Source organism: Nocardiopsis sp. NPDC006832, assembly GCF_040635885.1.
Classification (GTDB): domain Bacteria; phylum Actinomycetota; class Actinomycetes; order Streptosporangiales; family Streptosporangiaceae; genus Nocardiopsis.
The window spans coordinates 1-26,899 of the sequence record NZ_JBEYLC010000041.1; the positions used below are offsets into that span (position 1 = coordinate 1).

A 26,899-nucleotide genomic window follows, 5' to 3' on the forward strand; every position below is an offset into this window, starting at 1 on the left:
GCCTCGATGAGCGCTTCGGTGGTGATGGGGGTGAAGGCCGTGGTCAGGCCCATCTCGACACCGGCGTCGCGGGCTCCGATCTCTTCGAGCAGGGCGTCGGCGCCCGAGCCGGGGCCGCCGAGCAGGTACACGCCGGCGGTGCCGCGCAGATAGAGGAAGGCGACGAGGGGATCGCCGCTGGTCTCCAGGGAACTCTCGCGCACCTGCGCCATCTGCTCCTGGGTGCGTTCGGCCAGGAGGGTGCCGGAGTCGGGGACGCCGAGGGCCCGTGCCACACGTTCGAAGCGGGGATACATCTCGTCGATGGACCAGGCCTCTTCGACGATGACGACGGGGATGCCGGAGTTCTGGACCTGTTCGATCACCTCGGGCGGGCCGGTCTGGGTGTCGGCGAGGATCACGGTGGGTCGGAGGGCCAGGACCGTCTCGGCCGAGACCTCGTGGCCCTCACTGATGACGGGCAGGTCGGCGGCCTCGTCGAAGGTGGCGGCCACGTCGCGGCCGACCACGTTGTCGCCCAGACCGAGCGTGAAGACGATCTCGGCGAGGCTTCCGGTGAGCGGGAGGATGCGTTCGGCGTCGGTCACCTCGACGTCCTCGTACTCCAGGGGGTCGGAGGAGGAGCGGTAGGGGTCGAGGAGCACGGATTCGACGGTGACGGGGAGTTCGGGGGCCGCGACCTCGTCCAGGATCTGGAGGCGGTTCTCGGACAGGTCCGGGATGCCGCCCGCGTCCCCTGACGCGTCCACGGGGGCGTCGGGGCCCGTGCAGGCGGTCAGGGCCAGGGTGCAGGCGATGGCGAGGGCGAGCGGGCCGAGACCACCGCGCGGGAGGGTTCGGGGGACGGCGTGGGGCATGGCGATCGCTTTCGGTTGAGCCGGGATGCCGGTCGGGGCCGCGGAGCGGGTCACGACAAGACCTTTTATATGACAGGTCGTCAGATCCTTGACAACCTCGTCGCTTCAGTGGTCAACTATTGCGGCGCCGGATCGAGTTAGGCAAGGCTCACTTCACATAGGTAAGCATAACCTAAAATCGTTTCCCCCACCTCACGCGGAGGTCGGCCCCTCGTCCGACCCGCCCGACAACTAAGGCCCCTGATGCGAGCAGCGGTTCCCCTCCGTGGGCTTGTCCCACCCCTGGCCACCGTCGCCGCGGCGACGCTTCTGGTCGCCGGCGCACCCTCGACGGTGCTCGCCGAACCCATCGACGAACCAGTCCACCCCCGAACCACCACCGTGAACCGAACCCAGGGACTCGACCCCGAGGGCGACAGCGTCACGGTCGCCGGCATCGGGCACACCCCCGGTTCCCGGATCGAGATCACCACGCGCGCCGTCCCCGCCGAGGCACGGGGCACCGACGAGGTCGACGAGACCGCCGTACTCGACGACGACAACACCGTCACCACCGACGTGGACGAGCGCGGCCTGTTCGGCGTCACCCTCGACACCGGTGTCGACTTCGCCGCCGAGGCGGGCCTGGACACCGAGGAGGATCCCTTCGAGATCGTCGTCCTCGACGCCGAGCCGCCCGAGCGGACGGACGAGGTGGATGGGACGGGTGAGTCGGTCGAGCCCACCGATGACGGTGTGGTCTCCGACCCCGGCGCGGGAATGAGCGCCCCGGTGCTTGCACCCGTCTCCCCCGCCGTACCAGCGGTCGTGGCCGCGGTTCCGGTCGTCTTCGCCGTGCCCGCCGCCGTTCCCGAGAACCGGCCGCAGAGCGCTTCCCGGAGCGCGCCGCAGGCGGCCCCGCACAACGCTCCCCAAGCCCTGCCCCGGACCCCGGGCGATCTGTCGCTCAGCGTCTCCAAGACCAGCGGGATCGACCCCGACGGGGAGACCGTGACCGTCACCGGCTCCGGCTACGACACCGCCAAGGGCATCTACGTGGCCCTGTGCGACACCGCCAACGCCGGTTCGAGCGTCGCGCCCGGGCCGTGCATCGGTGGGGTGGACATGGAAGGCGAGGGCGGTTCGTCCGCCTGGATCTCCAGCAACCCGCCGCCCTACGGAGAGGGCCTGGCCACCCCCTACACGGGTGGCGGGACCGACGGCGGCTTCACCGTGGAACTGGCCGTCAAGGCCAAGGACGACAACACCGACTGCACCGCGGCAGGCACCGAGTGCGCCGTGGTGACCCGAAACGACCACACCCGCTCCAGCGACCGCGGTCAGGACGAGTTCGTCCCGGTGACCTTCGCGGGGCAGGCGGGCGACGGCGGTGGCGGGTCCGGCGATGGTTCCGGCTCCGACGAGGGCGCGGGTTCCGGTTCTGGCGGGGGTGGCGCGAGCGGCGGCTCCGGTGCGGGCGGCGCGAGCGGCTCCGGATCCGGCTCCGGTTCCGGCGGCTCCGGTGGCGACGGGCCCCTGGCCCTGACCGGCGCCCCGTTGGCGGGGTTGCTGCTGACCGCCGTGGTGGCCTCTCTGGCCGGTGTCACCGCGCTGGTGGCGACCCGACGCCGGGCGGGTGGGACCGACCCGACCACCGCGTGATCTCGGGGGACGGTGGGGCTCTCACAACCGGGAGGCGGAGGCACCACCCCCACCTCGAACGCTGTGGACGACCGCCCCTCCTCCCTCCTCATGACCCGCTCTCCCTCGGCGGGTACCGCCGCGCCCGCTCAGCGCGCACCCGCCGCCCCCGCACCATCCCCGGTCCCGACGCGCGATCGAGACCGAATCACCTCTCCCCCGACACGATGGGAACCACCGATCACATGAGCACCAACACGAACCATGAGGGCGACGGCAGGGCCCGCCGGGCGCTGCGCTCCCTCACCGCCTACGTGGGCGCGGCCGCCCTCGGGGCCTCCCTCACCGTGGCGGCGGCCCCGGCCGCGATGGCCGACGAGGCGCCCGTCTCCCTGGACGGCGGTTCCGCCACCTGGGGTGTCAAGCAGTCCTTCCGCAACTACATCGGCAGCCCCATCGCCGATGGTGAGATCACCGCGTCCGACGGCGCGAGTGTCAACGACGACGGGACCTTCGACTTCCCGACCGTGGACGGCTCCGTCTCCAAGGAGGACGCCTCCGGTGAGGTGAGCTTCGGCGGCCGGGTGGTCTTCGCGGGCCACGACTACGGTCAGGGCGCGGTCCTGGAGGTCCATGTCGCCGACCCCCGCGTGGAGTTCGACGGCGACGGCTCCGCCACCGTGTACGCCGAGGTCACCAGCCGCGAATTCAACGGTGCGAACCCGAACCTGCCGCCCGGCGACCTGGTCGATTTCGGCGAGGTCCCCGTGACCGAGCTGACCGGCGCCGAACTGATCGTGGACGGCGACTCCCTCGCCCTCACCTCCGAGGCGGGCACCCTGCACGCCGACGCGGTCGAGGCCTTCGCCGGCTTCTATGGTGCGGGTGATCCGATGGACCCGCTGTCCTTCACCACCACCGCCGTGGAGGGCGGCGAGCCCGGTGAACCGGGTGAGCCCACCCACGACCCGAGGGTCACCGTCTCCAAGACCGAGGAACTGAACCCCGAGGGCGAGACCGTCACCGTCGACGGCACCGGTTTCCGTCCCGGCCAGGGCGTGTACGTCGCCCTGACCGCCGCCGAGCGGTCGGCGGACTCCTTCCCGGAGCACCACACCGGCGCGGTGTGGCTGCGTGGTGCCGACGCCCCCGGTGACGAGGGCACCTTCTCCACCGAGGTCGAGGTGTCCGGCGCCTACGACGCCGAGGAGACGACCTACGACTGCGTCGAGACCCGGTGCTACGTCGCGGTCTTCAACGACCACACCGACATCGGCAACCGCGACCAGGACGTGTGGACCCCGATCTCCTTCGCCACCGAGGACGATGGTGAGGGCGGCGACGACGGCGATGGTGACGGCGACGGCGGGAACGGCGAGGGCGAACTCCCCGAGGGCGACCTGACCGTTTTCAACGGCCGCGCCGACTGGGGCGTCAAGGAGTCCTTCCGCAACTACATCGAGGGCGACATCGCCGCCGGTGAGATCACCACGTCCGAAGGCGCCACCCGTGGCGAGGACGGGACCTTCTCGTTCACCGACGCCACCGGCCGGGCGAACCTGGACGACGTCACCGCCGAGATCGACCTCACCGGCACCGTGCTCTTCGAGGGCCACGTCTACGGTGACGCCGACCCGCTGCTGTACATGTCCGTCACCGACCCGCGCGTGGAGATCGACGGCGAGGCGGGCACCCTGTACGCCGACGTGGTCAGCAAGTCCCTGACCGACGCCGAACTCGTCACCTACGACGACGTCGCCCTGGCCGACCTGGACCTGTCCGGTGTCGACGCCGAGGTCGACGAGGGTGTGTTGAGCTGGGGCCCGATCCCGACCGCCCTCACCGCCGAAGGCGTCCCCGCGTTCGCCGACTTCTACGTCGAGGGTGAGCGACTGGACCCGATCTCGCTGGCCGTGAGCGTGGACGAGGACGTTCAGGTCCCCGGCGGCGGCGACGGCGACAATGGTGGTGGCGACGGCGGGCCGACCCCCGGCCCCGGTGACGGTGAGGGCGGTGGCAAGCCCGGGCTCCCCAACACCGGTACCGCCCTGGCCGGTCTGCTGACCGCGGCCGCGGCCGCGGTGGCGGCGGGCGGCGTGGCGATCGCGGTCTCGCGCCGACGCAACGGCGCGGACGGCGCCGGCACCGAGGACGGCGAACTCTAGCCCCCCGGTCCGTCTCGAACACGACGAAGGCCTTGGCTCACCCGCGGGGGTGGGTCAAGGCCTTACGGGTGCGACCGGAAGGGCCGTCTACTTCATCATGTCCTCGTACGCCTGCTTGCACTCCGGGCACACGGGGAACTTCTTCGGGTCGCGGTTGGGTACCCACACCTTGCCGCACAGGGCGATCACCGGGTCACCGGTCACCGCGCTCTGGGTGATCTTCTCCTTCTGCACGTAGTGCGCGAACCGCTCGCGATCACCATCGTCGTGCGAGATGTCCGGCCTGGTCTCGCTGTCCGGAAGAACCTTGTTCAGGACGTCCATCGACATCGTCCTCACACCTTTCAACGTCTGGACCCCACGGTATAGGGTGCCGCGGCCCGTCTCAGTCTCACCGGGGACAAGCTTGCGCTCAGTTCATGGTGGGGTCGTCCGGGTAGGTCGACAAAAGGGCCATCTCTCCGCCCTGCCGGCGCAGGACCCGTGACCACAACCCCTCGGGGGTGGCACCGAAAAGGTCGTCGGCGAACGCGTCGACCACGAACCAGGCGCCCTCCTCGATCTCCCCTTGGAGCTGCCCCGAACCCCAACCGGAGTAACCGGCGAAGACGCGCAGAGCCGCCAGGGAGGAGCCGAGCATCTCGGGCGGCCCGTCCAGGTCCACGACTCCCACGCCGTCCAGTCCCGTTCCGGGGGGTGGACCCACCAACGGGGACCAACCCGGGGGCTCGTCCTCGGGGACTGCGCTGCCCAGGGCGATACCCGAGTCGGTGCCCACCGGCCCGCCCGAGAACATCACCGCCGGGGAACTGGCGTAGGCGCCCCACGAGTTCACGACCTCGCCCACCGGAAGTTCCAGCGGACGGTTGAGGATCACCCCGAGGGTGCCGTCGGCGGCGTCGTCTACGACGAACACCACCGAACGGCGGAAGGAGTCCTCTTGAAGCAAGGGGGCGGCCACCAGTAGGCGCCCGGTCAGAGTCGACTGGTCCATGGTCCACCTTTACCCGAAAGGCGACCGGTCGGGCGCCCTATCAGGAGGGTTCGGCGAGACTGTTCAGGCCTTGGTCTCCTGGCCGCGCTGAGCGACCTCGCGGACCGCGTTGGCCACGTGGGTGGACAGCTCCGGGTGGAAGACGCTCGGGATGATGTAGTTCGGGCCCAGTTCGTCCTCGGTGACGACGTCGGCGAGGGCTTCGGCGGCGGCGACCATCATGTCCGAGGTGACGTTGTGGCTCTGGGCGTCCAGCAGACCGCGGAAGAAGCCGGGGAAGACCAGCACGTTGTTGATCTGGTTCGGGTAGTCGCTGCGTCCGGTGGCCACGACCGAGGCGTGCAGGTGCGCGATGTCGGGGTCGACCTCCGGGTCGGGGTTGGCCAGCGCGAAGATGATCGAGTCCTCGTTCATCTCGGCGATGTCCTCGCCGTCGAGCAGGTTCGGGGCGGAGACGCCGATGAACACGTCGGCTCCGGCGACGGCGCCCTTGAGGTCGCCGCTGTAGCCGCCCTGGTTGGTGTGTTCGGCGATCCAGCCCAGGTTCTGGTCCAGGTCCTCGCGTCCGGAGTGGACGGAGCCGTGCACGTCGTTGACGATGATGTCGCGCGCTCCGGCGTGCATGAGCAGCTTGAGGATGGCGGTACCGGCCGCGCCCGCGCCGGACATGACGACGCGGACCTCGGACAGCTTCTTGCCGACCACGCGCAGGGCGTTGCGCAGGGCGGCCAGGACGACGATGGCGGTGCCGTGCTGGTCATCGTGGAAGACGGGGATGTCCAGGAGTTCGCGCAGGCGGGCCTCGACCTCGAAGCAGCGAGGGGCGGAGATGTCCTCCAGGTTGATGCCGCCGAACCCGGGGGCGAGCAGCTGGACGGTTCGGACGATCTCGTCGACGTCCTGGGTGTCCAGGGCGATGGGCCATGCGTCGATGTCGGAGAAGCGTTTGAACAGGGCGGCCTTGCCCTCCATGACGGGCATGGCGGCCTCGGGGCCGATGTTGCCCAGGCCCAGGACGGCGGATCCGTCGGTGACCACGGCGACGCTGTTGCGCTTGATGGTCAGGCGACGGGCGTCTTCCTTGTTGGCGGCGATGGCCTGGGAGACGCGGGCGACTCCGGGGGTGTAGGCCATGGAGAGTTCGTCGCGGTTGCGCAGCGGCACCTTCGACTTCATCTCGATCTTGCCGCCGAGGTGCATGAGGAAGGTGCGGTCGCTGACCTTGTGGACGACGACCCCGTCGACGGCGCCGAGGGCGTCGACGATCGCCTGGGCGTGCTCGGTGTCGCGAGCGGCGCAGGTGACGTCGATGCGGATGCGCTCGTGCCCAGCGGCCGCCACGTCGAGGGCGGTGATCATGCCGCCGACCTGCTCCACCGCGTTGGTGAGGCTGCCGACCGCGCTACCTCCGGCGTCCAGTTCCAGTCGGACGGTGATGGAGTACGAAACGCTGGGAAGGGTGGCCACGTGTTGCTCCTTGGCTTTGGCTGGTGTCATCCGTCCGCGGGGCGCACCGGCGGCCCCTCCCGTGGACGTACGTACCGACCCCGGAACGGCTGTGGCCCTGCACGCCATGGATCCGCCCCGGTGGCTCTGGTCGGCTCTCGCGCGCCGATAACACGGGGGTTCGTTCTCCGTGCCGGCGACGCTTCCCGCCGTGGCATCCGTAGAGGGGTGCCTTCGAAAGCGGGGGCTCGGTTGACGGCCGGGGGCTGGCTGGAAACCCACAACCGAGTCGCTTCACCCTACCTGAGTCAAGGGGGGAACGTCAGCACAAGAGGACAATTAACGCTTGCGGAAAAAATCGCATTAATTCCTATCTCCGGCGCGGTCTTCGGCCGCCCGAACCACCATGTCCGCACAGGCGTCGGTGGAGAGCACGGCGGAATCGACCACCAAGTGGTAGTGGCCCGGATCGGCCGGATCGACCCGGTAGAACCGGCGCACGTAGGCGGCGCGAGCGCGGTCGTTGTCGCTCAGCAGTTTCGCGGTGGGCGGGGTGGGGCCCCACCCCTTGCCACCGAACTCCTCCCGGTTCCCGAGTTCCCACAGACGGCGGGCTCGGCGCAGGCGGGCCTCACGGCTTCCGTCCAGCCGTACGTGCAGGGCGCCCGGGTGGTCGGCCAGGATCACCGCGGCGGCACGACCGAGGACGACCCCGCCGGCGCGGGCCACGTCCTTGATGACCCGTTCGGTCTGTTCGACGAACTCGTGGTCGTAGAGGAGACGACCCTCGTCGTCCATGGTGCCGAAATAGGCGGTTTCGACGCTGCCGAGGGTGACGGTGGGCAGCCGGGCCGCGCTGGCGAGGAGTCGCTCGAAGCCGCCCGGAGCACGGTCGTCGCGTTGGAGGGCCTCGTCGAGCGAGCAGCCGATCTGTTCGGCGACGGCGCTGGGGACCGCGCGGTCGAGGAAGGGGACGCCCAGCCGGGCGGCGATGGCCGGGCCGATGACGCTGCCGCCGGCGCCGAAGGTGGCCGAGATCGTCACGACGGGGGCTCCGCCGGGATGCGGGGTGCGGTCGGTCGTCATGGTCCACCTGCCCGGTCGTGCTGTGGACCGTGTCTCCGCGGCCCGCCGTGTAGTTCTTTTACCCGGCGAGGGGGCGACCATCCCACCCGTCTTCGCTACGGCAAATACCGCATGATTTGCCACGATCGGGCACGAACGGGTGGAGTTCTCCGGCCGGTGACCGTCCCAAGAAATCTCGGAGAACGGGCACCGGCCGGTATCCGATCAGAACAGGGCGGAGGTGAGCTTGCGGCGGGCCGCGCCCACGCGCGGGTCCCCAGCCGGCAGTAGGTCGAACAGGGACAGCAGGTGTTCGCGGGCCTTGTTCCGGTCCTCATCGGCGGTGCGCTTGATCGTGTCGATGAGGCGGTCGAAGGCGTCGTCGAACTTGCCGCCGTACATGAAGACGTCGGACACGACGATCTGGGCGTCGACGTCGTTCGGGCGGTCGACCGCGGCCTGCAGCGCGGCCTCGGGGTCCACGTCCTGGAGTCGGCCGATCAGGCGCACCTGCGCCAGCTTGGCCTTGACCTCGGCGTTCTTGGGGTCGGCGGCCAGCGCCTTCTCGAAGACCGCGGCGGCCGCGTCGAAGTCACCGCGTTCCAGGGCGGCCTGCGCCTCGACGTCGACCGGGTCGGCCTCGGGTTCGGGGGCGCCCTGGTCCTCGGGCATCGCGGAGGGGTCGCCGTCCACCGTGCCGGGGTGCCCCGGCGGGAGCATGCCCTGCTGGGCCAGGGCGCCGAAGACCTGGGTGAGCCCCTCACGGAGCTGCTCCTCGGTCGCCGGGCCCTGCATCAGGGGCATGACCTGACCCTGGACGGCGATGATGATGCTCGGCGCGCCCTGCACGCGCAACGCCTGCACCAGCTGAGGACTGGCCTCGCTGTCGATCTTGCCCAGGATCCAGTTGCCGCCGGAGCCCCTGGAGAGGTTGTCCAGGGCGTCCTCGACCTGCTTGGACTGCTCGGACCAGCCCGCGAGGACCGCGAGGACGACCGGCGCCGACAGAGAGCTCTCCAGCACCTGCTGGAAGGTGGCCTCATCGACGTTGACGGCGAAGGGGTTGGTACGACCGGCCGACTCGTCGGCGCGCTGCTTGGCCTCACGTTCCAAGGCCGCCTTGCGCGCCCCGAGGTCGACCGCACTGTTCGGTGAAAAGTCCGAAGGCTGCATACTCCCTATCCTGCCCCATCCCGAGGCGGTACGAGGACTCCGTACCGCCTCGGGCCCCAGAACGGTCAGGGGTTCGCGGACGGGAAGCGGCGGCGCTCGCCGACGCCGCTCAGAACTGCGGGTCCTCGGTGTAGGTACCGAACTCCTCGCCCATGGTCGCGCAGATCTCGCCGAGGGTCGCCTCGGACCGGGCCGCGTCCATGATGAGCGGGATGAGGTTGCCCTCGTCGGCCCGCACACCCTCCAGGAGTCGGGCCAGGGCACGGTCGACGACGGCCTGGTCGCGCGCGCCCTTGCGGTCGGTGAGGACGCGCTTTTGCTCGTGCTCCACCTCGTGGCTGATCTTGAGGATGTCGAGTTCCCCGGAGACCGTGTTGGTGTGGCAGTTGACGCCGACGATGCGCTTGTCGCCCTTCTCCAGGGCCTGCTGGTACTGGTAGGCGGACTCGGCGATCTCGGCGCCGAAGTAACCGTTGTCGATCCCGGCGAGGATGCCGGAGGTCATCGGGCCGATGGCGTGTTCGACGTCGTCACCGCCGCCCATGTGGCGGATGTGCGCGAAGATGCGCTCGGCCTCGGCCTCGATCTCGTCGGTGAGGGCCTCCACGTACCAGGAGCCGCCGAGCGGGTCGGCGACGTTGACCACGCCGGTCTCCTCCATGAGGACCTGTTGGGTGCGCAGGGCGATCTCGGCGGACTGTTCGGTGGGCAGGGCCAGCGTCTCGTCGAGCGCGTTGGTGTGCAGCGAGTTGGTTCCGCCCAGGACCGCCGAAAGGGCCTCCACGGCGGTGCGCACCACGTTGTTGTAGGGCTGCTGCGCGGTGAGGGACACCCCGGCGGTCTGGGTGTGGAACCGCAACCACTGGGCCTTCTCGCTCTTGGCGCCGTAGACGTCGCGGATCCAGCGGGCCCAGATGCGGCGGGCGGCGCGGAACTTGGCGATCTCCTCGAAGAAGTCGATGTGGGCGTCGAAGAAGAACGACAGGCCGGGGGCGAACCGATCGATGTCCAGCCCGCGGGAGAGACCGAGTTCGACGTAGCCGAAGCCGTCCGCGAGCGTGTAGGCGAGCTCTTGGGCGGCCGTGGCGCCGGCCTCACGGATGTGGTAGCCCGAGACCGACAGCGGTTTGAAGGCGGGGATGTGCTCCGCGCAGTACTCCATCAGGTCGCCGATGAGGCGCAGGTGGGGTTCGGGCGGGTACAGCCACTCCTTCTGGGCGATGTACTCCTTGAAGATGTCGGTCTGCAGCGTGCCGTTGAGGGTGCCGATGTCGACTCCCTGGCGTTCGGCCGCCACCAGGTACATGCAGAACGCCGGAATGGCGGGGCCGCTGATGGTCATGGACGTGGTGGTCTCGCCGAGGGGGATGCCGTCGAAGAGCAGGTCCATGTCGGCGACCGAGTCGATGGCCACACCGCAGTGACCGACCTCGCCCAGCGCCTGCGGGGAGTCGGAGTCGTAGCCCATGAGCGTGGGCATGTCAAAGGCCACGGACAGTCCACCGCCGCCGGAGGCGAGGATCATCTTGTAGCGCTCGTTGGTCTGGGTGGCGTTGCCGAAGCCGGCGAACTGGCGGATGGTCCAGGCGCGGCCGCGGTAGCCGGTGGGATAGAGCCCTCGGGTGTAGGGGTACTCCCCGGGCCAGCCGACGCGTTCGAAACCGGGGACCTCGGCACCGGGTCGCGGGCCGTAGACGGGTTCGAGCGGCTTCCCGGACAGGGAGGTGAAGTCGGCGTCGCGTTTGCGGGCGGTGTCGTACCTGCGCTGCCAGCGCTCGCGCCCGGCCTCGATGTCCCGGGCCTCGCCGCCGTTGGTGAGGTCTCCTGTGCTGTTCGCCATACCCAAATAGTAGGACGTCCAACTAAGTATGTACAGAAGAGCGAGCGACGGCGCGAACGGCGTTCGGCCGCTCAGGCGCCTCGCGCTTCCTCCGCCACCGGGGCGGGGAAGTCACCGAAGTCGACACGGAGCCGCACGAACATCTCGTGCATACGCCACAGCTCCTCCTCGGAGTAGCAGCCCACACCGAAGTCCATGCCCAGGAGTGCCCGGGTGGCCCCCTCGGTGACCTCGCGGCCCGTCTCGGTGATCTCCGCCAGCACCCCTCGACCATCGCTGGGGTTGGGCCTGCGCAGCACGAAGCCCTGTCCCTCCAAGCGGTCGATGGTGTTGGTGACACTGGTCGGGTGCACCATGAGGCGCTCGCCGATCTTGCCCAGGGGCAGCGATCCGGAGGCGCTGAAGGTGAGCAGGACCAGCGCCTCGTAGCGCGCGAAGGTCAGGCCGAACGGCTTGAGGGTGCCGTCCAGCTCACCGATGAGGATCTGTTGCGCGCGCATGAGCGAGGTGACCGCCGCCATCGCGGGCGAGGCGCCCCATCTCTGGCTCCAGTTGTCGTGCGCGCGTTCGATCGGGTCGAACGGAAGGTTCAAAGGGTTTCCCACGCCGTCACTCTAGGCGGTGCGCTCGGCACCGGGTCCCGCCGCGAAGCGGGTACGGATCCGACCGTCCTCGAAAATCCCACCGGCGACCTGCGACTTCGCGGATCGTCCCAAGAAACCCGTCGCGCGGGCGTTGACGCCGCCCGGAATTATTAGTTAAGTTTCCTAAAAATTAATCCCCCCACGTCAGTACGGCCCCGCCCCCACACTCGGCCGCTGACAAGCCCCCCAGGAGACCCCGACGTGAGCGCACGACGACTCAGGAACACACTCGCGGTTCCCGCCGCGGCGGTTCTCGCGGTACCGCTCGCACTGGCCTCGTCCCCCGCGGCCGCGCAGGAGGCCGACGCCTCCGACCTCACCGTGACCTACGTGGAGTCGGCCCGCTGGAACACCGGCTACACCGGCGAGATCACCGTCCACAACGCCTCCGACACCGACCTCGTCGACTGGACCCTCGAATTCGACCTCCCCGAGGGCAGCGCGGTCCACGAACTGTGGAACGCCTCCCTCACGGGTTCCTCGGGGGAGGGCTACACCGTCACTCCCCCGCACTGGGGCGCGGTCGTCCCCGCCGGCGGCACCTACGGCTTCGCGTTCAACGGCGTCCACTCCGATGGCGCCACCCACCTGTCGGACTGCACGATCAACGGCGCGAACTGCGCGGGCACCCCCTCCCCCGGCCCCGGGCACGACGCGATGAACGTCGCCTACTTCACCCAGTGGGGCCCGCGGGAACGCGACTACCACGTCCGTGACCTGGTGGAATCGGGCAGCGCCGACAAGCTGACCCACATCAACTACGCGTTCGGCAACGTGAGCACCGACGGCGAGTGCTTCATGACCGACGAGCCCGAGGAGGGCGACGCCCTCGCCGACTACGGCCGGGTGGTCCCCGCCTCGGAGAGCGTCGACGGTGCCGCGGACGGTCCCGGCCAGCCCCTGCGCGGCAACTTCAACCAGCTGCGCAAGCTCAAGGAGCTGTATCCGGAGCTGGCCGTCGACATCTCCCTGGGCGGCTGGAACTGGTCCAAGAACTTCTCCGACGCGGTGTCGACCCCCGAGTCCCGTGAGCGTCTGGTGAGCTCCTGCGTGGACCTGTACCTGCGCGGGAACCTCCCCGAGATCGACGGCACCGGTGGCGAGGGCGTCGCCTACGGGATCTTCGACGGCATCGACCTGGACTGGGAGTGGCCCGGATCCGACGGCCACCCCGACAACGTGGTGCGACCCGAGGACCGGGAGAACTTCACCGCCCTGGTCCGCGAGTTCCGCGAACAGCTCGACGAGTTGGGCGAGGAGACCGGCCGGCACTTCGAACTGAGTTCGTTCATGCCCGCGGGCGCCTGGCGACTGGACACCGGCTACGAGCTGGACGAGGTCATGACCGACTTCGACTTCGTCACCGTGCAGGGCTACGACTACCACGGCACCTGGGAGACGGTCACCAATCACCAGTCCAACCTGGCGCCCGACCCGAACGACCCCGGTGACGTGATCTCCGCCGAGACCAACCTCCAGGCGTACCTGGAGCGCGGGGTCGACCCCGCCAAGATCGTTCTGGGCGTGCCGTTCTACGGCCAGGGGTGGACGGGCGTGGAGCCCGGGCCGAACGACGACGGGCTGTTCCAGTCCGCTGAAGGGCCCGCCCCCGGCACCTACGCGGACGGCACCGAGGACTGGAAGGCCCTCAAGGATCTGAGCGGCTTCGAGGTACACCGCGACGACGATCTCGGTACCGCGTGGCTCTACGACGGCGAGACCTTCTGGACCTACGACGACGAGGTCGCCATGACGCAGAAGACCGACTGGGCCCTGGACAACGACCTGGGCGGCGTCATGATCTGGTCCATCGACGGCGACGACGCCGACGGAAGCCTCATCACCGCGATCGACGCGGCGTTGGGCGGATAGGCGAGAAGACTCCCGTTCGGCCGGGAGCCGAACGGGTCGTGACGGCGTCGGTGCTCTGATCCGGGGAGCACCGCCGCCCGGCCGGGGTGGACCGACGTGCGACGGTCCGCCCCGGCCCCTTCACGGGAACCTCTCCGGACGGAAAACTCGCCGGGTGGGCGATGAGTTCGGCGGGGAACAACGGTCCATACGGGTGAGGTCGTCCGCGGCGACGACCCTGACCGAAGGGACCCGGAGATGACCGGCACGCACACACTGAAGACCCCGGACGGAGTCCTCTACCACGAGGTCCAAGGCGAGGGGCCCCTCTTGGTCCTGACCGGGGCGCCCATGGGGGCCGACATGTTCGGGCCGTTGGCGGAGGCGCTCGCCACCACCCACACCGTGCTCACCCACGATCCGAGGGGCATCGGTCGTAGCGTGCTCGACGACCCCGACCAGGATTCCACCCCCGAGGCGCGCGCGGACGACCTCGTCGCGCTCTTGGACCATCTGGGTGTCGCCGAGGCCGACTTCCTCGGTTCCAGCGGCGGCGCCGTGACCACCCTGGCGCTGGCCGAGCGCCACCCCGACCGCGCCCGCGTCATCGTGGCACACGAGCCCCCGCTGCTCGGACTGCTGCCGGAGGCGGAGGAACAGTTCGCGATCACCGAGGAGATCATCGCGACCTACCATCGGGACGGCGCGGGGGCGGCGTGGCGCCGGTTCATGGCCAACGCGGGCTTCCCCACGTCCGAGGAGGACGCGGCGGGGCCCGACGCGAACCCCGCCGGGGAAGAGGACGATCCGAACGACCGCCGGTTCTACGTCCACGAACTCCGGGGCACCGTCCACCACCGGGTCGACCCCGCGCGGATCACCGCCGGGTCCGCACGGGTGGTCCCCGCGTTGGGGGCGGCCTCGGGTGGTCTGATCACCGACCGGACCACCCGGGCCTTGGCGGAATTGCTCGGCACCGTCCCCGTGGTGTTCCCAGGGGACCACGGGGGGTTCGTGGAGGACCCGAACGGGTTCGCCGGTGTCCTGCGCGAGGTCCTCGCCCCGGTCACGGAAGCGGGTCGGCGCCCAACTCCTTGAGCAGCAGGTCGGCGGCGGTGTAGGGGTCGCGATCTCCCACGGCCACCTCATGGGCCAGGGTGTCCAGGCCGCCGTCGGCCCCCACCCCGCCCAGGCGTGCGCGCAGCAACTCCAGCACGATGGCCTCGACCTCGCCCCGCGCGCGGGCACGGCGTCGTTCGGCCAGCTCACCGGAGGACTCCAGGTGGGCGAAGTGCTGTTCGACGCGCTCCCACAGCTCACCCACGCCCTCGTCCTGGGAGGCCACCGTCATGACGATCGGCGGCTTCCACTCGTGGTCGGTGCGGTCCTTCATCGCGATCATCTGACGCAGTTCGCGCAGGGTCGACCTGGCGCCGTCCCGGTCGGCCTTGTTGATCGCGAACACGTCGCCGACCTCTAGCACCCCGGCCTTGGCGGCCTGGACCGCGTCGCCCATCCCTGGGGCGCTCAACACCACGGTGGTGTCCGCCTGGCTCGCGATGTCGACCTCCGACTGGCCCACTCCCACGGTCTCCACGAGGATGACGTCGAACCCGGCCGCGTCCAGCACCCGCAGCGCATGCGGCGTCGCCCACGACAGCCCGCCCAGATGGCCCCGGTTGGCCATGGAACGGATGTACACCTCGGGGTCGGCGGAGTGCTCCTGCATCCGCACCCGGTCACCCAACAGAGCTCCGCCGGTGAAGGGCGAGGAGGGGTCCACCGCCAGGACCGCGACCGACCTGCCCTGGGCCCTCGCGGCGCGCACCACGGCGTTGGTGGTGGTGGACTTGCCCACCCCCGGCGACCCGGTGAAGCCGACCACATGGGCCCGACCGGTGTGGGGCGCCAACCCCGCCATGATGGGACGCAGTCCCTCGGCGCCGTTCTCCACCAGGGTGATCGCGCGGGCCAGGGCCCTGCGGTCACCACCGCGGACCCGTTCGACCAGCTGGGGGGCGTTCATGTGACTCCTCGGGAAGTACCGCGCGGGGCGGAGGCTCATGGCCTTCCGCCCCGCGGTGGACAGGTGCGCCGTGCGACCGTTCGGGGGTGGCCCTGGCCGCACAGATTCGTTCGGACGTCGTTCGGGAGTTACTCGGCGGGCACCGAGAACAGCAGGGCGTCGCCCTGGCCACCGCCGCCGCACAGGGCCGCGGCACCCAGGCCACCGCCGCGCCGGCGCAGCTCGTGCACCAGGTGCAGGGCGATACGGGCACCGGAGGCGCCGATCGGGTGACCGATCGCGATGGCGCCGCCGTTGACGTTGACGATGTCCTCGGAGACGCCGAGGTCCTCGGTGGACTTCAGGCCCACCGCGGCGAACGCCTCGTTGATCTCGATGAGGTCCAGGTCCTCCACCTTCTTGCCCGCCTTGCCCAGGGCGTGCTTGATGGCGTTGGAGGGCTGGGAGTGCAGGGAGTTGTCGGGGCCGGCCACGTTTCCGTGCGCACCGATCTCGGCGAGGATCGGGGCGCCGAGCTCCTCGGCCTTGGCCCGGCTCATCACGACCACCACGGCGGCGCCGTCGGAGATCTGCGAGGAGGAACCGGCGGTGATGGTGCCCTCGCGGTCGAAGGCCGGACGCAACCTGCCCAGGCTCTCGGCCGTGGTGTCCGCGCGAACGCCCTCGTCATGCGAGAAGACGACCGGGTCGCCCTTTCGCTGCGGGATCTCGACGGGGACGATCTCCTCGTCGAACAGGCCCTTCTCGGCCGCGGCGGCGGCGCGTTGGTGCGAGCGGGCGGCGAAGGCGTCCTGCTCGGGGCGCTCGATGCCGAGCTTGCCGTTGTGGCGCTCGGTGGAGGCGCCCATGGAGTCGCCCTCGAAGGAGTCGGTGAGGCCGTCGTGCGCGGTGGCGTCCAGGACCTCGATGGAGCCGTACTTGTAGCCCTTACGGGACTTGGGCAGCAGGTGCGGGGCGTTGGTCATGGACTCCATGCCGCCGGCGACCACGACGTCGAACTCGCCCGCGCCGATGAGCTGGTCGGCGAGGGCGATCGCGTCCAGACCCGACAGGCAGACCTTGTTGATGGTCACCGAGGGGACGTCCATGGGGATGCCGCCCTTGACGGCGGCCTGACGGGACGGGATCTGGCCGGCGCCGGCCTGCAACACCTGTCCCATGACCACGTATCCGACCTGTTCACCGCTGATGCCGGCGCGCTCCAGGGCGGCCTTGATCGCGAAGCCGCCCAGGTCTGCGGCGGAGAACCCGGCGAGGGAGCCGAGGAGTCTGCCGGTGGGGGTCCGTGCCCCACCGACGATGACGGAACCGGGCATCTTAACTGGCCTCCAAGTGATGGGTGACGCACCTGGTCTGCAACGATACCCACACGGATCACATCGACGTTCGAGAGGTTCACCCGTGAGCGACGCACCCGTTCCCACCGGCCCGTTCTCCGGGCTGACCCGTCTGGACCACGTGGGTATCGCCTGCAAGGACCTGGACGCCTCCATTGATTTCTACCGGCGCACGTACGGCTTCGAGGTCGAGCACGAGGAGGTGAACGAGGAGCAGGGTGTACGCGAGGCGATGCTGCGGGTCAACGGCACCGACGACGGCGGCGCCACCTACCTCCAACTGCTGGAGCCGACCCGCGACGACTCCCCCGTCGCCAAGTTCCTGGAGCGCAACGGCGAGGGCGTGCACCACCTCGCGTTCGGCACCGCCGACGTGGCCGCGAGCGCGGCGGGGATCGGTGAGCGCGGGGTACGGGTCCTGGACGCCGAACCGCGCGCCGGCACCGCCGGTTCACGGATCGTTTTCCTTCACCCGAAGGACTGCGGTGGCGTTCTGACCGAATTGGTGCAAGGCTCGCACTGAGGGAACGCCCCATGATCGACCGGGCCGACGAAGTCACGGTGACGTCCCGAACGCATCACGTATTGACTTCCGCGAGAGCGGCCGACCTTGGACCCCACCGGAAGTTACACCAAACCCCCTTCCCCGGTGTTGCACGCTTGATAAAGTCGGCTAGCTGCCGGATGTACTTTTCTTCCGGCGTTGGTCCATGTCTTGCAGTCCGGTCGTGAACCGGGGCGGCCATAACCACCAACGACACCGACCGGATCGGCCCTCGTATCCGGGCGGAGTCGACCATCGCACCCATCCGCCCACACCCTCGGCGCACGTACCTCGGACTCACACCGTCCCGGGGGCACCGCAGTTCCCTCCTGCCGTCCCCGGCAGTACGCAAGTACAAGTAGCCGTCTCGCACCCGTTCAGGATTCCGCCACATGTCGTCAAACAACATCGACACCCAGCTCAACAACATCTTCGACGAAGACAACGCTCCGCCCGAGTTCGACGTGGTGTTGCGTGGCTTTGACCGCAACCAGGTGCAGGACTACCTCGACGGGCTCCGCCAAGAGGTCAAGGAGGCCAACGGCGCGGCCGAGAAGTACAAGGCCGAGCTGAACTCCAAGCAGCGCCAGCTCCAGGAGCGCGAGCGTCCCACCTACTCCGGTCTGGGCTCGCGCATCGAGGAGCTGCTCCGTCTGGCCGAGGAACAGGCCAACGAGCTCGTCCAGGGCGCCCAGATCGACGCCAACGACATTCGTTCGGCCGCCAAGATCGAGGCCGCGGAGATGCGCGCCGCCGCGGAGTCCGAGGCCACCGAGGTCCGCACGCTCGCCCAGCGCGAGGCCGACGAACAGCGCCAGTCCGCCGAGTCCGAGGCGGAGGAGATCAGCACCACGGCCCGCCGTGAGGCCGACGAGCTGGCCTCCACCACCGAGCGCGAGGTCCAGAAGAAGCGCTCCGCCGTCGACCACGAGATCGCCGAGAAGCGCGCCACCTTCGAGGGCGAGATCGCCAAGCTGCGCACCACCACCGAGCGTGAGTGCGCCCAGGCCCGCGCCGCGGCCAAGCGCGAGCGCGACGAGACGATCCAGTCCGCCAAGAGCCAGGCCGAGGAGCTGCGCAAGAACGCCGAGCGCGCCTACGCCGAGTCCGAGGCCCGCCGTACCGAGACCGAGGACCAGTTCGAGCTGCAGCTGGCCGACCGTCGTGCCGAGGCCGAGCGTCAGGACGCCGAGCGTCTGGCCGCCGCCCAGGCCGCCACCCAGCAGATGGTCAGCGAGGCCGAGGAGCGCGCCCGTAGCGCCGAGGAGCGCGCCACCAAGGCCAGCCAGCAGGCCGAGCACACCCGCCGCGAGGCCGAGAACCACGCCAAGACGCTGGTCGGCAACGCCAAGAAGAACGCCGGCCAGATCGACGCCGACGCCAAGGCCAAGGCCGAGCACCAGGTCTCCGACTCCAAGGCGGAGGCCAACCGCATCATGGCCATCGCCAAGAAGGAGGTCGAGGAGCTCAACCGCCAGCGCGACAGCATCCAGTCGCACCTGCAGCAGCTGCGTCAGCTGCTCGGTGGCGGTGGCGCCGCTCCGGCGCCGGCCGCTCCGGCCGCCGCCGCGCCCGCGGCCATCCAGCAGGAGCCCGCTCCGGCGGCTCCGGCCGAGGAGGCCAAGCAGCCGGCCCACTCCGGTAAGGGCGCCGACGACGAGGACTGGTGGCAGGAGTAGTCACGACCTTCGTGGCCGTGACCGTCTGACACGGTGAAGGGCCCGGGTCCCCCGCGGGGGTTCCGGGCCCTTCGTCATGTGTGGAGGCGCGAGGCTACACGGTGTCCTTCTCCCAGGGGCCATCCCACTCGGTGGGCAGCGGAGACGCCTCGGGGTTGACCCGTTGGACGATCTCGTCGAGGACTCGGCGCACATAGGGTTCACCGACCCACAGGTGCTTGGCTCCGTCCACCCCGATGATCTCCGCCCGGGTTAGCGGGGCGAAGCGTTCACGTGCCTCGTCGGGCTTGAGGTAGTCGTCGTGTTCGGGGACCAGCGCCACCACCGGCTTACCGGACTCGGCCCACACCGCCATGTCCGACTCGTCGGCCCGGTGCAGGGGTGGGGACAGCAGGATGGCGCCCTTCACCTGGGGGTCGCAGCCCCACTTGAGCGCGAGTTCGGTACCGAAGGACCAGCCCAGGAGCCAGGGTCGGGGGAGTTCCTCGAACTCGGTGAACTCGATCGCGGCGAGCACGTCGTGCTTCTCGGTCTCTCCCTCGCCGAACTCGCCCTGGCTGGTGCCGTGCCGGGAGGTGGTGCCCCGGGTGTTGAACCGAAGGACCGCGATGTTGGCCAACGCCGGCAGCCGGAAGGACGCCTTGCGCAGCACGTGGCTGTCCATCATGCCCTCGGCGGTGGGCAGCGGGTGCAGGCACACGATGGTGGCGGCCGGCTTCCCACCCTCGGGCATCGCCAGTTCCCCGACCAGTTCGAGGCCGTCGGCGGTGTGCAGGGTGATGGGGCGCCGATCGGCGGGCAGCACCGTGGTGGCTCGGATCTCCATGGCTCCTTCTTCGGTGGGGTCCGGAATCAGTATCGGGGGGCCCTGGGTGAGCGGTGGGAGCGCCGTTCCCAACAGGAGGAGTGCCAGTGACGCCGATCGCCGCCGTCGCCGTAGGGGCGCCAGGCGACCACGTGCGGCATACCGGTGGGGATCTCCTGGGCGCAACCGGGACAACGGTAGACCTTGGTGGCGGCCGATCCGGGTATGCGACGGGTGACGTACTCACCGTCCGGTCCGGTCTCGCGGCGTTGCCCCCCGGAGATACGCAGCATGAGGGCGTCCTCGTCGGGGGGACCGGCCGCCGACTTGCGGCCGGACTTACGGCGGGGGCTGTTTCGGCGCGGGCTCACCGTTCAAGGGTAGAAGAGAGACGACAGTGGCCGCCATCACACCCTGGGGTGCGATGACGGCCGAGGTGAGGCGGAGGCGCTGAGTGGACACCGCTCAGTGGCAGGCGCAGCCGCCGTGGCCCTCGGACTCCTCCACGTCGGGCAGGCGATCCATGAGCAGCGGGGCGGGCACCGCGATGGTGGTGAGGCTGTACTCGCCCATCGACACCAGGGTGGTGATGACAGACTCGGCGCCGCGGTCCTCCAGGAGTTCGGTCGGACCCTTCGGGTAGCCGCAGCCGAACCGCAGGGCGGTGTCGACGTCCTTGGCGGAGGCGTAACCGTCGCCGATCATGCGCATGGCGTCGTCGATCTGCGCCGCGATAAGCATCTCGCCGATGTCGAGGGTCTCCTCCTCGCGGACCATCTGGGCGAGACGACCGGTGCGCTGCGGCTCGGGGGCGTCGTCCTTGCCCTTGTAGAAGCCCTGTCCGGTCTTGCGGCCGAGGCGGCCGGCGGCGACCATGCGGCGCAGCAGCGGGGAGGCGGAGTAGCGCGGGTCGTGGAACTCATCCCACAGCACGTCCATGACGGCCAGGCACACGTCCAGGCCGACCAGGTCGGCGAGGGTGAGCGGGCCCATCGGCAGGCCGGCGGCCTTCTTGACGGACTCGTCGATCTCCTCACGGGTGGCGATCCGCCGCTCGTAGAGGCGGATGCCGTCGTTGATGTAGGGCACCAGCAGGGCGTTGGCCACGAAACCGCCGCGGTCGCCGACCGTGATCGGGGTCTTGCCGACGCGCTTGGCGACCTCGGTGACGACGTCGACGGTCTCGTCGGCGGTGGAGACGGTGGTGATGACCTCGGCCAGCTTCATGACCGGGGCCGGGTTGAAGAAGTGCAGACCGACGACCTTCTCGGGGCGGTCGGTCAGCGCGGCGATCTCGGTGACCGACAACGAGGACGTGTTGGTCGCCAGGATCGTGCCGGGAGCGCAGATCCGGTCGAGGTCGCCGAACACGTCGCGCTTGATGTCCATGCGCTCGGGGACGGCCTCGACGACGAAGTCCACGTCGGCCAGGTCCTCGCGGGACGCGCTGAACGTGAAGCGCGCGTCGATCTCGGAGCGTTCCTCCTCGGTGAGTTTGCCCTTTTCGACCGCGCGAGAGAGGGACTTGTCCACGTGACCTCGGCCGCGGTCGAGGGCGGCCTGGTCGATCTCGACCCCGACGACATTGAAGCCCGCACGGGCGAACACCTCAGCGATGCCCGCACCCATCGTGCCCAGTCCAACGACGCCGACCTTCTTGAATTCCTGCACCATGGGCCCCACTTTAGACGCCTCGAACCACGAGACCGCGCACCGGTACCCCTTCCGTCCTACTCGTTGGTAGTCGGCCCGGGGGACGATCGGCGACCGGCCGGAACGACCGCGATCGCCGCCGCGGCGAACACCGCGCCCACCGCGAACACCCACGGCAGCCCGGCCACCGTGATGACCACCGCCATGAGCAGTGGGGTCAGCGTGGTGCTGATCGCCTGCAACCAGTTCTGCACGGCGAGCGCCCGACCGGCCCACGCGGTTCCGGCGATCTCCGCCACGGAGGTGAAGGTCAGCCCGTTGTGCCACATGGTCAGGACCAGGCAGACCAGCACCAAGGGCACCGCGCTCCACGACCAGGCCGGTGGCAGGAACGTGAGCAGGAGCAGGACGAGGGCGCCGGACGCGGCGAGGGCTCGGACGGGTCGCATGCGTTCACCGGTGCGGTCGGAGACCGCGCCCAGGACCAGACGGCCGACCGCGCCCGGCACCTGCGCGGCGGCGACCACCACTCCGGCGGCGGGCGCGCCCCACCCTTGTTCCTGCACGAGGTAGAGGACGGCGTAGGTCATCAACGTGACCTGGGGAACGCCCAGGAGCATGCTCACTCCGTGCACGCGCCAGATCGTCCACTTCCGGTAGGGCGAACGAGACGGTCCGTCCGCGGCCTCCCGCTCGCCTTCCGGTGTGCTTCGCGATCGTTCGGTCCGGGGCGGTTCCGTGGGCATGGCCAGGACCAGGGGGACCGCCGCCAGGGCGAGCAACGCCGGCAGGGTCATGGCCCCCACGAATCCCCAGGCCTCGGCGGCGCCGGGCAGTACCAGCGCGGATATCCCGACCCCCACGGGCAACCCCGATTGTCGGATGCCCATCGCCAGTCCGCGTTCCCCGGCGGTGAACCAGGTGAGGACCAGACGGCCGCTGGCGGCGTTGACGGGACCGCCTACCGCGCCGAGGAGCAGGAAGACCGCCGCCACCGACCACAGACCGGGCGCGATCCACAACAGTCCGAGGGTGCCCGCGGTCAGGGTCAGGCTGAGCGCCATGGTGCCGCGCTCCCCCACTCGGTCGATGACCACGCCCCAGACCAGCAGGGTGAGCAGCAGCCCGAAGGACGGCAGTCCGGCCAGCACACCGGCCTGGGCGGTACTCACCCCGAAGTCCTCGCGCAGCCGCGGTAGGACCACCGGGATCCCGAAGATCGCCGAGACGCTCGCCACCTGCGCGACCATGCTGATGGACAGGACGACCCAACGATTGCGCACGAGCATCCGGACAGCCTAGGGGTGAGGAGGTCTTCGGTCTCGTCCCGGAACGCCTCGAACCGTCCTCAAGGGCCCACCGGAAGCGGTAACGTGACGTCCCGTGCGTCTTGTCATCGCGCGGTGCAGCGTCGACTATGCCGGCCGGCTCACCGCCCACCTGCCCATGGCTCCCCGCCTGATCCTCATCAAGGCGGACGGGAGCGTGTCCATCCACGCCGACGATCGGGCGTTCAAGCCGCTGAACTGGATGAACCCGCCGTGCAAACTGCGGGAGGAGACCGTCGAGGACGGCCCGGACGTGTGGACGGTCACGCACGACAAGTCCGGGGAGAAGCTCGTGCTGACGATGGAGGAGATCATGCACGACTCCTCCCACGAACTCGGCAAGGATCCCGGCCTGCAAAAGGACGGGGTCGAAGCGCACCTTCAGGAGCTGCTGGCCGAGCACATCACCACGCTCGGCGAGGGTTACACGCTCATCCGCCGCGAGTACCCCACCGCGATCGGTCCGGTGGACATCCTGTGCCGCGACGGGGAGAGCAAGACCGTGGCGGTGGAACTGAAACGACGCGGCGACATCGACGGCGTCGAACAGCTCACCCGCTACCTGGAGCTGCTCAACCGCGACCCGTCCCTGGCCCCGGTCACCGGTGTGTTCGCCGCCCAGGAGATCAAGCCCCAGGCCAAGGTCCTGGCCGAGGACCGCGGCATCTCGTGCGTGGTTCTGGACTACGACGAACTCCGCGGCATCGAGCCCGACACCCTCCGCCTGTTCTGATCCCCCGCCCCTGAGAGGGCACTTTCCAGACCCCGGGCCCGTGTCCTCCCATCGGAGGACACGGGCCCGTCCTCGTAGCGGATACCACCGCCTTCCGGCTCTCGGGAGGATCGGTGTATGAGCGATACGGTCATCGAGGTCACCGACCTCCGTAAGCGTTACGGCGACACCGAAGCCGTCGCCGGCGTCGACCTGGACATCGAGCGCGGTGAGATCTTCGCGCTGCTGGGCCCCAACGGCGCGGGCAAGTCCACCACCGTCGAGATCCTGGAGGGGTTCCGCGGACGTGACGGCGGGGAGGTCCGGGTACTGGGTGAGGACCCCGGCCTGGCGGGGCGCGCCTGGCGCTCCCGGGTCGGCGTCGTCTGGCAGAAGGAGACCCTCGTCCCGAAGCTGCCGGTGCGCGACGTCGTGCGGCACTTCGCCGCCTACTACCCCCTGGCCGACGACCCCGACGAGGTGATCGAGCGGGTGGGGTTGGCCCACAAGTCCCGCGAACTCGCCGAGTCCCTGTCCGGTGGGCAACTGCGCCGCCTGGACGTGGCCCTGGGCATCGTCGGCCGCCCCGAACTCCTCTTCCTGGACGAACCCACCACCGGCTTCGATCCCCGGGCCCGGCGGGAGTTCTGGGGACTGATCCGGGCCCTGGCCGCCGGCGGAACCACCATCGTGCTCACCACCCACTACCTGGAGGAGGCCGAGGCACTGGCCGACCGGGTGTGCGTGATGGCGCGTGGCCGGGTCCGGGCGATCGACACCCCCGCGGCCCTCGACGGGCGGGCCTCTCGCCAGGCCACCGTGCACTGGCGTGAGGAGGGCGAACGCCGGGAGGTCCGCACCGATGAGCCCACCCGGGTGGTCGCGGGACTGGCCGGCCGTTTCGTCGGTGAGATCCCGGAACTGAGCGTGCGCCGTCCCACCCTGGAGGAGGTCTACCTCGGCATGATCAAGGACGACCACGTGACAGAGGAGGTCTCGGGATGAGCGCCCGGACGACCGATCCGACCACCACGACCGCGACCGCCCTTCCCTCACCACCTTCCCGGGGACGCCCGCCCGGCGCGCTGCGCCTGGGTCTGTCCCGGGGATGGGTGGAGATCCGCACCTTCTCCCGCGAGTGGGAGGGGGTCCTGTTCACCTTCGCCCTGCCCACGGTCATCCTCACCCTGTTCGCGACCGTCATGGGCGGGTTCTTCGACATGGGGATGCCCGCCGTCGACTACTTCCTGCCCGGCCTCATCGCCATGGGCCTGATGTCGGTCAGCTTCCAGACCCTGGGCGTCTCGATCGCCACCGAACGGGAGTACGGCATGCTGCGGCGGTTGCGCGGCACCCCGATGCCGCCCAGCGCCTACTTCGTCGGCAAGACCATCCTGGTGCTGTTCCTCGCCCTGGGACAGGTGGTCCTTCTCCTGGGGGTGGCCCGCCTGTTCTTCGACGCCACACTGCCCACCACCGTGCAGGCGTGGGCGATCATGGCGTGGGTGTTCGTCCTGGGCACCATCGCCTGCTCGCTGCTCGGTATGGCGGTGAGCTCGCTGGCCCGCACCCCGCAGGCGGCGTCGGCCGTGGTGACCTTCCCCTTCCTCATCCTGCAGTTCGTCTCGGGCATCTTCGTGCCGGTGATGGCCCTGCCGGAATGGCTGCTGAACCTCGCGTCCCTCTTCCCGTTGCTGTGGATGGCCCAGGGCATGCGCGCCGCGTTCTTCCCCGAGGCCATGGCCGCGCTCGAACCTTCGGGGGCCTGGGACCTGCCCATGGTCGCCCTGGCACTGGGGATCTGGTGTGTGGTGGGCTTGGCCGTGACACTGACGACGTTTCGCTGGAAGACGCGCAAGGACGGGTGAACGTGATGACGGATCCGGGCGCGGAGGAGGCCGAGGGCACCGCCGACCCGGGGTCCGGCTCCCGGCGCCGCAAGACCCGCCCCTCGGTCGAGTGGCACGCGTGGGATCTGGGTCGCTGGTGGCATCTCACCTTCACCGTCGCGATGCTCGCCATGGTCGCGCTCGCGCTGATCAGCGGGCCGGAGCGGTGGCGATGGGCGACGGCGGCGCTGATGGCCACGGTCCCGGTGGTGTACTTCGTGTTCGCCCGCCCCGTGCTCAGCGTCGACAGCGACCTGCCCGGAAACCGGCGGTCCCTGGGTCTGATGCTGCTGTTCCTGCTTCCGGCCCTGCCCGCGGTCATCCTCAACCCCACGCTGTTGATCTCGCTGGTCGCGATCGCCCCGGCGTTGTTCATGACCGTGGGCAGCGCCTACGCCGTGCCCACCCTGGCGGTGCTGTTGCTGTGTCCCTCCCTGTTGGAGGGGCTGCTGGGCCGCAAGGACTGGGAGTTCGTCGGAATCACCTTGCTGGTCAACGGGGCGATCCTGGGGTACGCCCTGTGGTTCAGTGGCTGGATCGAACGCATCATCTTCCAGAGCGCCGAGCGTTTCATCCTCATCGAACAGCTGAGCCAAAGCCGCGAGGAGGCCGCCCGGCTGTCCGAGCAGGCGGGGGCGATGACCGAACGCGAACGGTTGGCCCGGGAGCTGCACGACACCCTCGCCCAGGGGTTCACCAGCATCATCACCCTCACCCAGGCGGTGGAGTCGGAGCTGGACACCGACCCCGCGACCGCCCGCCGGCACCTGGCCTTGATGCGCGAGACCGCCGCCGAGAACCTGGCCGAGGCACGCGCGATGGTCGCCGCCCGGCGGTCGGTCACGGTGGAGGGCGACGACCTGGACGGAGCGCTCACCCGGATCGGGGAACGCCTCGGCCGCGAACTGGGCATCGAGGTGACCGCGACGGTCATGGGCTCCCCCGAGGAGCTCTCCAACGACCTGCGGGTGTGTCTGCTGCGCACCGCCCAGGAGGCACTGGCCAACGTCCGCAAGCACGCCGAGGCCGACAGCGCCCGGGTCACGCTCACCTACACCGACGTCGGTGTCTCCTTGACGGTGGCCGACGACGGCGCCGGCTTCGACGTCTCCCTTCCCTGCGACGGCAACGGGTTGGCGAACATGCGTCACCGGGCCGGGTCGGTCGGCGGGATCCTGGACCTGGACAGTGCGCCCGGTCGGGGCACCACCGTCCGTCTCACCATTCCCCGCGACGAAGCGGAGGAGTGACCCGTGTCGCAGAGAGAAGGC

The 26,899-nt window shown here is 69.8% G+C and carries 24 protein-coding genes; 10 read left to right on the forward strand and 14 right to left on the reverse strand.

From position 1 onward, the window contains the following. On the reverse strand, window positions 1–857 hold an 857-nt coding region (locus tag ABZ717_RS18945; RefSeq protein ID WP_358512278.1), incomplete at its 3' end, for an ABC transporter substrate-binding protein. 243 nt (window positions 858–1,100) lie between these two features. Between ABZ717_RS18945 and ABZ717_RS18950 the strand changes: the two genes are divergently transcribed. Both ABZ717_RS18950 and ABZ717_RS18955 read left to right on the forward strand, forming a co-directional pair. Continuing rightward, window positions 1,101–2,498: a cell wall protein gene (locus tag ABZ717_RS18950; RefSeq protein ID WP_358512135.1), complete on the forward strand. Its 1,398-nt coding sequence runs from the start codon at window positions 1,101–1,103 to the stop codon at window positions 2,496–2,498. Between the two features lie 224 nt (window positions 2,499–2,722). Next, window positions 2,723–4,642 carry an HtaA domain-containing protein gene (locus tag ABZ717_RS18955; RefSeq protein WP_358512137.1) on the forward strand — a complete coding sequence of 640 codons (1,920 nt, stop codon included), beginning with the start codon at window positions 2,723–2,725 and terminating at the stop codon, window positions 4,640–4,642. Between the two features lie 87 nt (window positions 4,643–4,729). Here the strand turns inward: ABZ717_RS18955 and ABZ717_RS18960 are convergent, their stop codons facing one another. From ABZ717_RS18960 to ABZ717_RS18990, 7 genes are all read right to left on the reverse strand, one after another. Further along, on the reverse strand, window positions 4,730–4,972 hold the full coding sequence (locus tag ABZ717_RS18960; protein ID WP_358512140.1) for a DUF3039 domain-containing protein: 243 nt from the start codon (window positions 4,970–4,972) through the stop codon (window positions 4,730–4,732). An 82-nt stretch (window positions 4,973–5,054) separates the two neighbouring features. Then, complete coding sequence (locus tag ABZ717_RS18965; protein WP_358512143.1) at window positions 5,055–5,636, reverse strand: YqgE/AlgH family protein; 582 nt, start codon at window positions 5,634–5,636, stop codon at window positions 5,055–5,057. Between the two features lie 63 nt (window positions 5,637–5,699). Next, window positions 5,700–7,103, reverse strand: a complete 1,404-nt coding sequence (locus ABZ717_RS18970; RefSeq protein ID WP_358512146.1) for an NAD-dependent malic enzyme — start codon at window positions 7,101–7,103, stop codon at window positions 5,700–5,702. Window positions 7,104–7,445: 342 nt separating this feature from the next. Further along, window positions 7,446–8,168, reverse strand: coding sequence for a cytidylate kinase-like family protein (locus ABZ717_RS18975; RefSeq protein ID WP_358512149.1), 723 nt, complete (start codon window positions 8,166–8,168; stop codon window positions 7,446–7,448). Window positions 8,169–8,372: 204 nt separating this feature from the next. Continuing rightward, window positions 8,373–9,320: a tetratricopeptide repeat protein gene (locus tag ABZ717_RS18980; RefSeq protein WP_358512152.1), complete on the reverse strand. Its 948-nt coding sequence runs from the start codon at window positions 9,318–9,320 to the stop codon at window positions 8,373–8,375. Window positions 9,321–9,429: 109 nt separating this feature from the next. Further along, window positions 9,430–11,160 carry a methylmalonyl-CoA mutase family protein gene (locus ABZ717_RS18985; RefSeq protein WP_358512155.1) on the reverse strand — a complete coding sequence of 577 codons (1,731 nt, stop codon included), beginning with the start codon at window positions 11,158–11,160 and terminating at the stop codon, window positions 9,430–9,432. A gap of 71 nt (window positions 11,161–11,231) precedes the next feature. Beyond that, window positions 11,232–11,753, reverse strand: a complete 522-nt coding sequence (locus tag ABZ717_RS18990; protein ID WP_358512280.1) for a MarR family transcriptional regulator — start codon at window positions 11,751–11,753, stop codon at window positions 11,232–11,234. Window positions 11,754–12,005: 252 nt separating this feature from the next. Here ABZ717_RS18990 and ABZ717_RS18995 point away from each other — a divergent pair, with 252 nt between their 5' ends. Together ABZ717_RS18995 and ABZ717_RS19000 are read left to right on the forward strand one after the other, a co-directional pair. Continuing rightward, entirely contained in the window at window positions 12,006–13,676 is a 1,671-nt protein-coding gene (locus ABZ717_RS18995) for a glycosyl hydrolase family 18 protein (protein WP_358512158.1), read from the forward strand. 237 nt (window positions 13,677–13,913) lie between these two features. Continuing rightward, window positions 13,914–14,753 (forward strand): alpha/beta hydrolase, encoded by an 840-nt coding sequence (locus ABZ717_RS19000; protein WP_358512161.1) that lies wholly within the window; start codon window positions 13,914–13,916, stop codon window positions 14,751–14,753. Here the strand turns inward: ABZ717_RS19000 and meaB are convergent. Continuing rightward, window positions 14,722–15,681 carry a methylmalonyl Co-A mutase-associated GTPase MeaB gene (meaB, locus tag ABZ717_RS19005; RefSeq protein ID WP_358512164.1) on the reverse strand — a complete coding sequence of 320 codons (960 nt, stop codon included), beginning with the start codon at window positions 15,679–15,681 and terminating at the stop codon, window positions 14,722–14,724. The genes ABZ717_RS19000 and meaB overlap by 32 nt on opposite strands. Window positions 15,682–15,809: 128 nt before the next feature. Continuing rightward, a complete protein-coding gene (locus tag ABZ717_RS19010) occupies window positions 15,810–16,997 on the reverse strand; it encodes an acetyl-CoA C-acetyltransferase (protein ID WP_358512167.1) in 1,188 nt (395 codons plus the stop codon). 85 nt (window positions 16,998–17,082) lie between these two features. Between ABZ717_RS19010 and mce the strand changes: the two genes are divergently transcribed. Both mce and ABZ717_RS19020 read left to right on the forward strand, forming a co-directional pair. Further along, window positions 17,083–17,541, forward strand: a complete 459-nt coding sequence (gene mce, locus ABZ717_RS19015; RefSeq protein ID WP_358512170.1) for a methylmalonyl-CoA epimerase — start codon at window positions 17,083–17,085, stop codon at window positions 17,539–17,541. Between the two features lie 413 nt (window positions 17,542–17,954). Then, the gene (locus ABZ717_RS19020; RefSeq protein WP_358512173.1) at window positions 17,955–19,241 is read left to right on the forward strand and encodes a DivIVA domain-containing protein; all 1,287 of its coding nucleotides are present in this window, start codon (window positions 17,955–17,957) and stop codon (window positions 19,239–19,241) included. A gap of 94 nt (window positions 19,242–19,335) precedes the next feature. On the opposite strand, the gene ABZ717_RS19025 is transcribed toward ABZ717_RS19020, so the two are convergent. From ABZ717_RS19025 to ABZ717_RS19040, 4 genes are all read right to left on the reverse strand, one after another. Then, a complete protein-coding gene (locus tag ABZ717_RS19025) occupies window positions 19,336–20,067 on the reverse strand; it encodes an alpha/beta hydrolase (protein WP_358512176.1) in 732 nt (243 codons plus the stop codon). A gap of 26 nt (window positions 20,068–20,093) precedes the next feature. Beyond that, window positions 20,094–20,417, reverse strand: coding sequence for an ATP/GTP-binding protein (locus ABZ717_RS19030; protein ID WP_358512179.1), 324 nt, complete (start codon window positions 20,415–20,417; stop codon window positions 20,094–20,096). Window positions 20,418–20,511: 94 nt separating this feature from the next. Next, window positions 20,512–21,720 (reverse strand): 3-hydroxybutyryl-CoA dehydrogenase, encoded by a 1,209-nt coding sequence (locus tag ABZ717_RS19035; protein ID WP_358512182.1) that lies wholly within the window; start codon window positions 21,718–21,720, stop codon window positions 20,512–20,514. A 56-nt stretch (window positions 21,721–21,776) separates the two neighbouring features. Further along, window positions 21,777–22,988, reverse strand: a complete 1,212-nt coding sequence (locus ABZ717_RS19040) for an MFS transporter (protein WP_358512184.1) — start codon at window positions 22,986–22,988, stop codon at window positions 21,777–21,779. Between the two features lie 94 nt (window positions 22,989–23,082). On the opposite strand from ABZ717_RS19040, the gene nucS reads away from it, so the two are divergent. The 4 genes from nucS (at window position 23,083) to ABZ717_RS19060 (ending at window position 26,878) form a co-directional block, all read left to right on the forward strand. Continuing rightward, window positions 23,083–23,760: an endonuclease NucS gene (gene nucS, locus ABZ717_RS19045; RefSeq protein WP_358512187.1), complete on the forward strand. Its 678-nt coding sequence runs from the start codon at window positions 23,083–23,085 to the stop codon at window positions 23,758–23,760. 117 nt (window positions 23,761–23,877) lie between these two features. Further along, window positions 23,878–24,744 (forward strand): ABC transporter ATP-binding protein, encoded by an 867-nt coding sequence (locus tag ABZ717_RS19050; RefSeq protein ID WP_358512190.1) that lies wholly within the window; start codon window positions 23,878–23,880, stop codon window positions 24,742–24,744. Then, window positions 24,741–25,607 (forward strand): ABC transporter permease, encoded by an 867-nt coding sequence (locus tag ABZ717_RS19055; RefSeq protein ID WP_358512193.1) that lies wholly within the window; start codon window positions 24,741–24,743, stop codon window positions 25,605–25,607. The genes ABZ717_RS19050 and ABZ717_RS19055 overlap by 4 nt, the downstream gene beginning before the upstream one ends. A 5-nt stretch (window positions 25,608–25,612) precedes the next feature. After that, window positions 25,613–26,878, forward strand: a complete 1,266-nt coding sequence (locus tag ABZ717_RS19060) for a sensor histidine kinase (protein ID WP_358512283.1) — start codon at window positions 25,613–25,615, stop codon at window positions 26,876–26,878. Window positions 26,879–26,899: the final 21 nt, after the last annotated feature.

Coding starts and splice junctions, on each gene's coding strand:
- ABZ717_RS19055 (WP_358512193.1), top strand. CDS start 24,741: ATGAGCGCCCGGACGACCGATCCGACCACCACGACCGCGACCGCCCTT.
- ABZ717_RS18955 (WP_358512137.1), top strand. CDS start 2,723: ATGAGCACCAACACGAACCATGAGGGCGACGGCAGGGCCCGCCGGGCG.
- meaB (WP_358512164.1), bottom strand. CDS start 15,681: ATGAACGCCCCCCAGCTGGTCGAACGGGTCCGCGGTGGTGACCGCAGG.
- ABZ717_RS19040 (WP_358512184.1), bottom strand. CDS start 22,988: ATGCTCGTGCGCAATCGTTGGGTCGTCCTGTCCATCAGCATGGTCGCG.
- ABZ717_RS19010 (WP_358512167.1), bottom strand. CDS start 16,997: ATGCCCGGTTCCGTCATCGTCGGTGGGGCACGGACCCCCACCGGCAGA.
- ABZ717_RS19025 (WP_358512176.1), bottom strand. CDS start 20,067: ATGGAGATCCGAGCCACCACGGTGCTGCCCGCCGATCGGCGCCCCATC.
- ABZ717_RS19035 (WP_358512182.1), bottom strand. CDS start 21,720: ATGGTGCAGGAATTCAAGAAGGTCGGCGTCGTTGGACTGGGCACGATG.
- ABZ717_RS18950 (WP_358512135.1), top strand. CDS start 1,101: ATGCGAGCAGCGGTTCCCCTCCGTGGGCTTGTCCCACCCCTGGCCACC.
- ABZ717_RS19020 (WP_358512173.1), top strand. CDS start 17,955: ATGTCGTCAAACAACATCGACACCCAGCTCAACAACATCTTCGACGAA.
- ABZ717_RS19050 (WP_358512190.1), top strand. CDS start 23,878: ATGAGCGATACGGTCATCGAGGTCACCGACCTCCGTAAGCGTTACGGC.
- ABZ717_RS19060 (WP_358512283.1), top strand. CDS start 25,613: ATGACGGATCCGGGCGCGGAGGAGGCCGAGGGCACCGCCGACCCGGGG.
- ABZ717_RS18965 (WP_358512143.1), bottom strand. CDS start 5,636: ATGGACCAGTCGACTCTGACCGGGCGCCTACTGGTGGCCGCCCCCTTG.
- ABZ717_RS18980 (WP_358512152.1), bottom strand. CDS start 9,320: ATGCAGCCTTCGGACTTTTCACCGAACAGTGCGGTCGACCTCGGGGCG.
- ABZ717_RS18960 (WP_358512140.1), bottom strand. CDS start 4,972: ATGTCGATGGACGTCCTGAACAAGGTTCTTCCGGACAGCGAGACCAGG.
- ABZ717_RS18975 (WP_358512149.1), bottom strand. CDS start 8,168: ATGACGACCGACCGCACCCCGCATCCCGGCGGAGCCCCCGTCGTGACG.
- ABZ717_RS19000 (WP_358512161.1), top strand. CDS start 13,914: ATGACCGGCACGCACACACTGAAGACCCCGGACGGAGTCCTCTACCAC.
- ABZ717_RS18985 (WP_358512155.1), bottom strand. CDS start 11,160: ATGGCGAACAGCACAGGAGACCTCACCAACGGCGGCGAGGCCCGGGAC.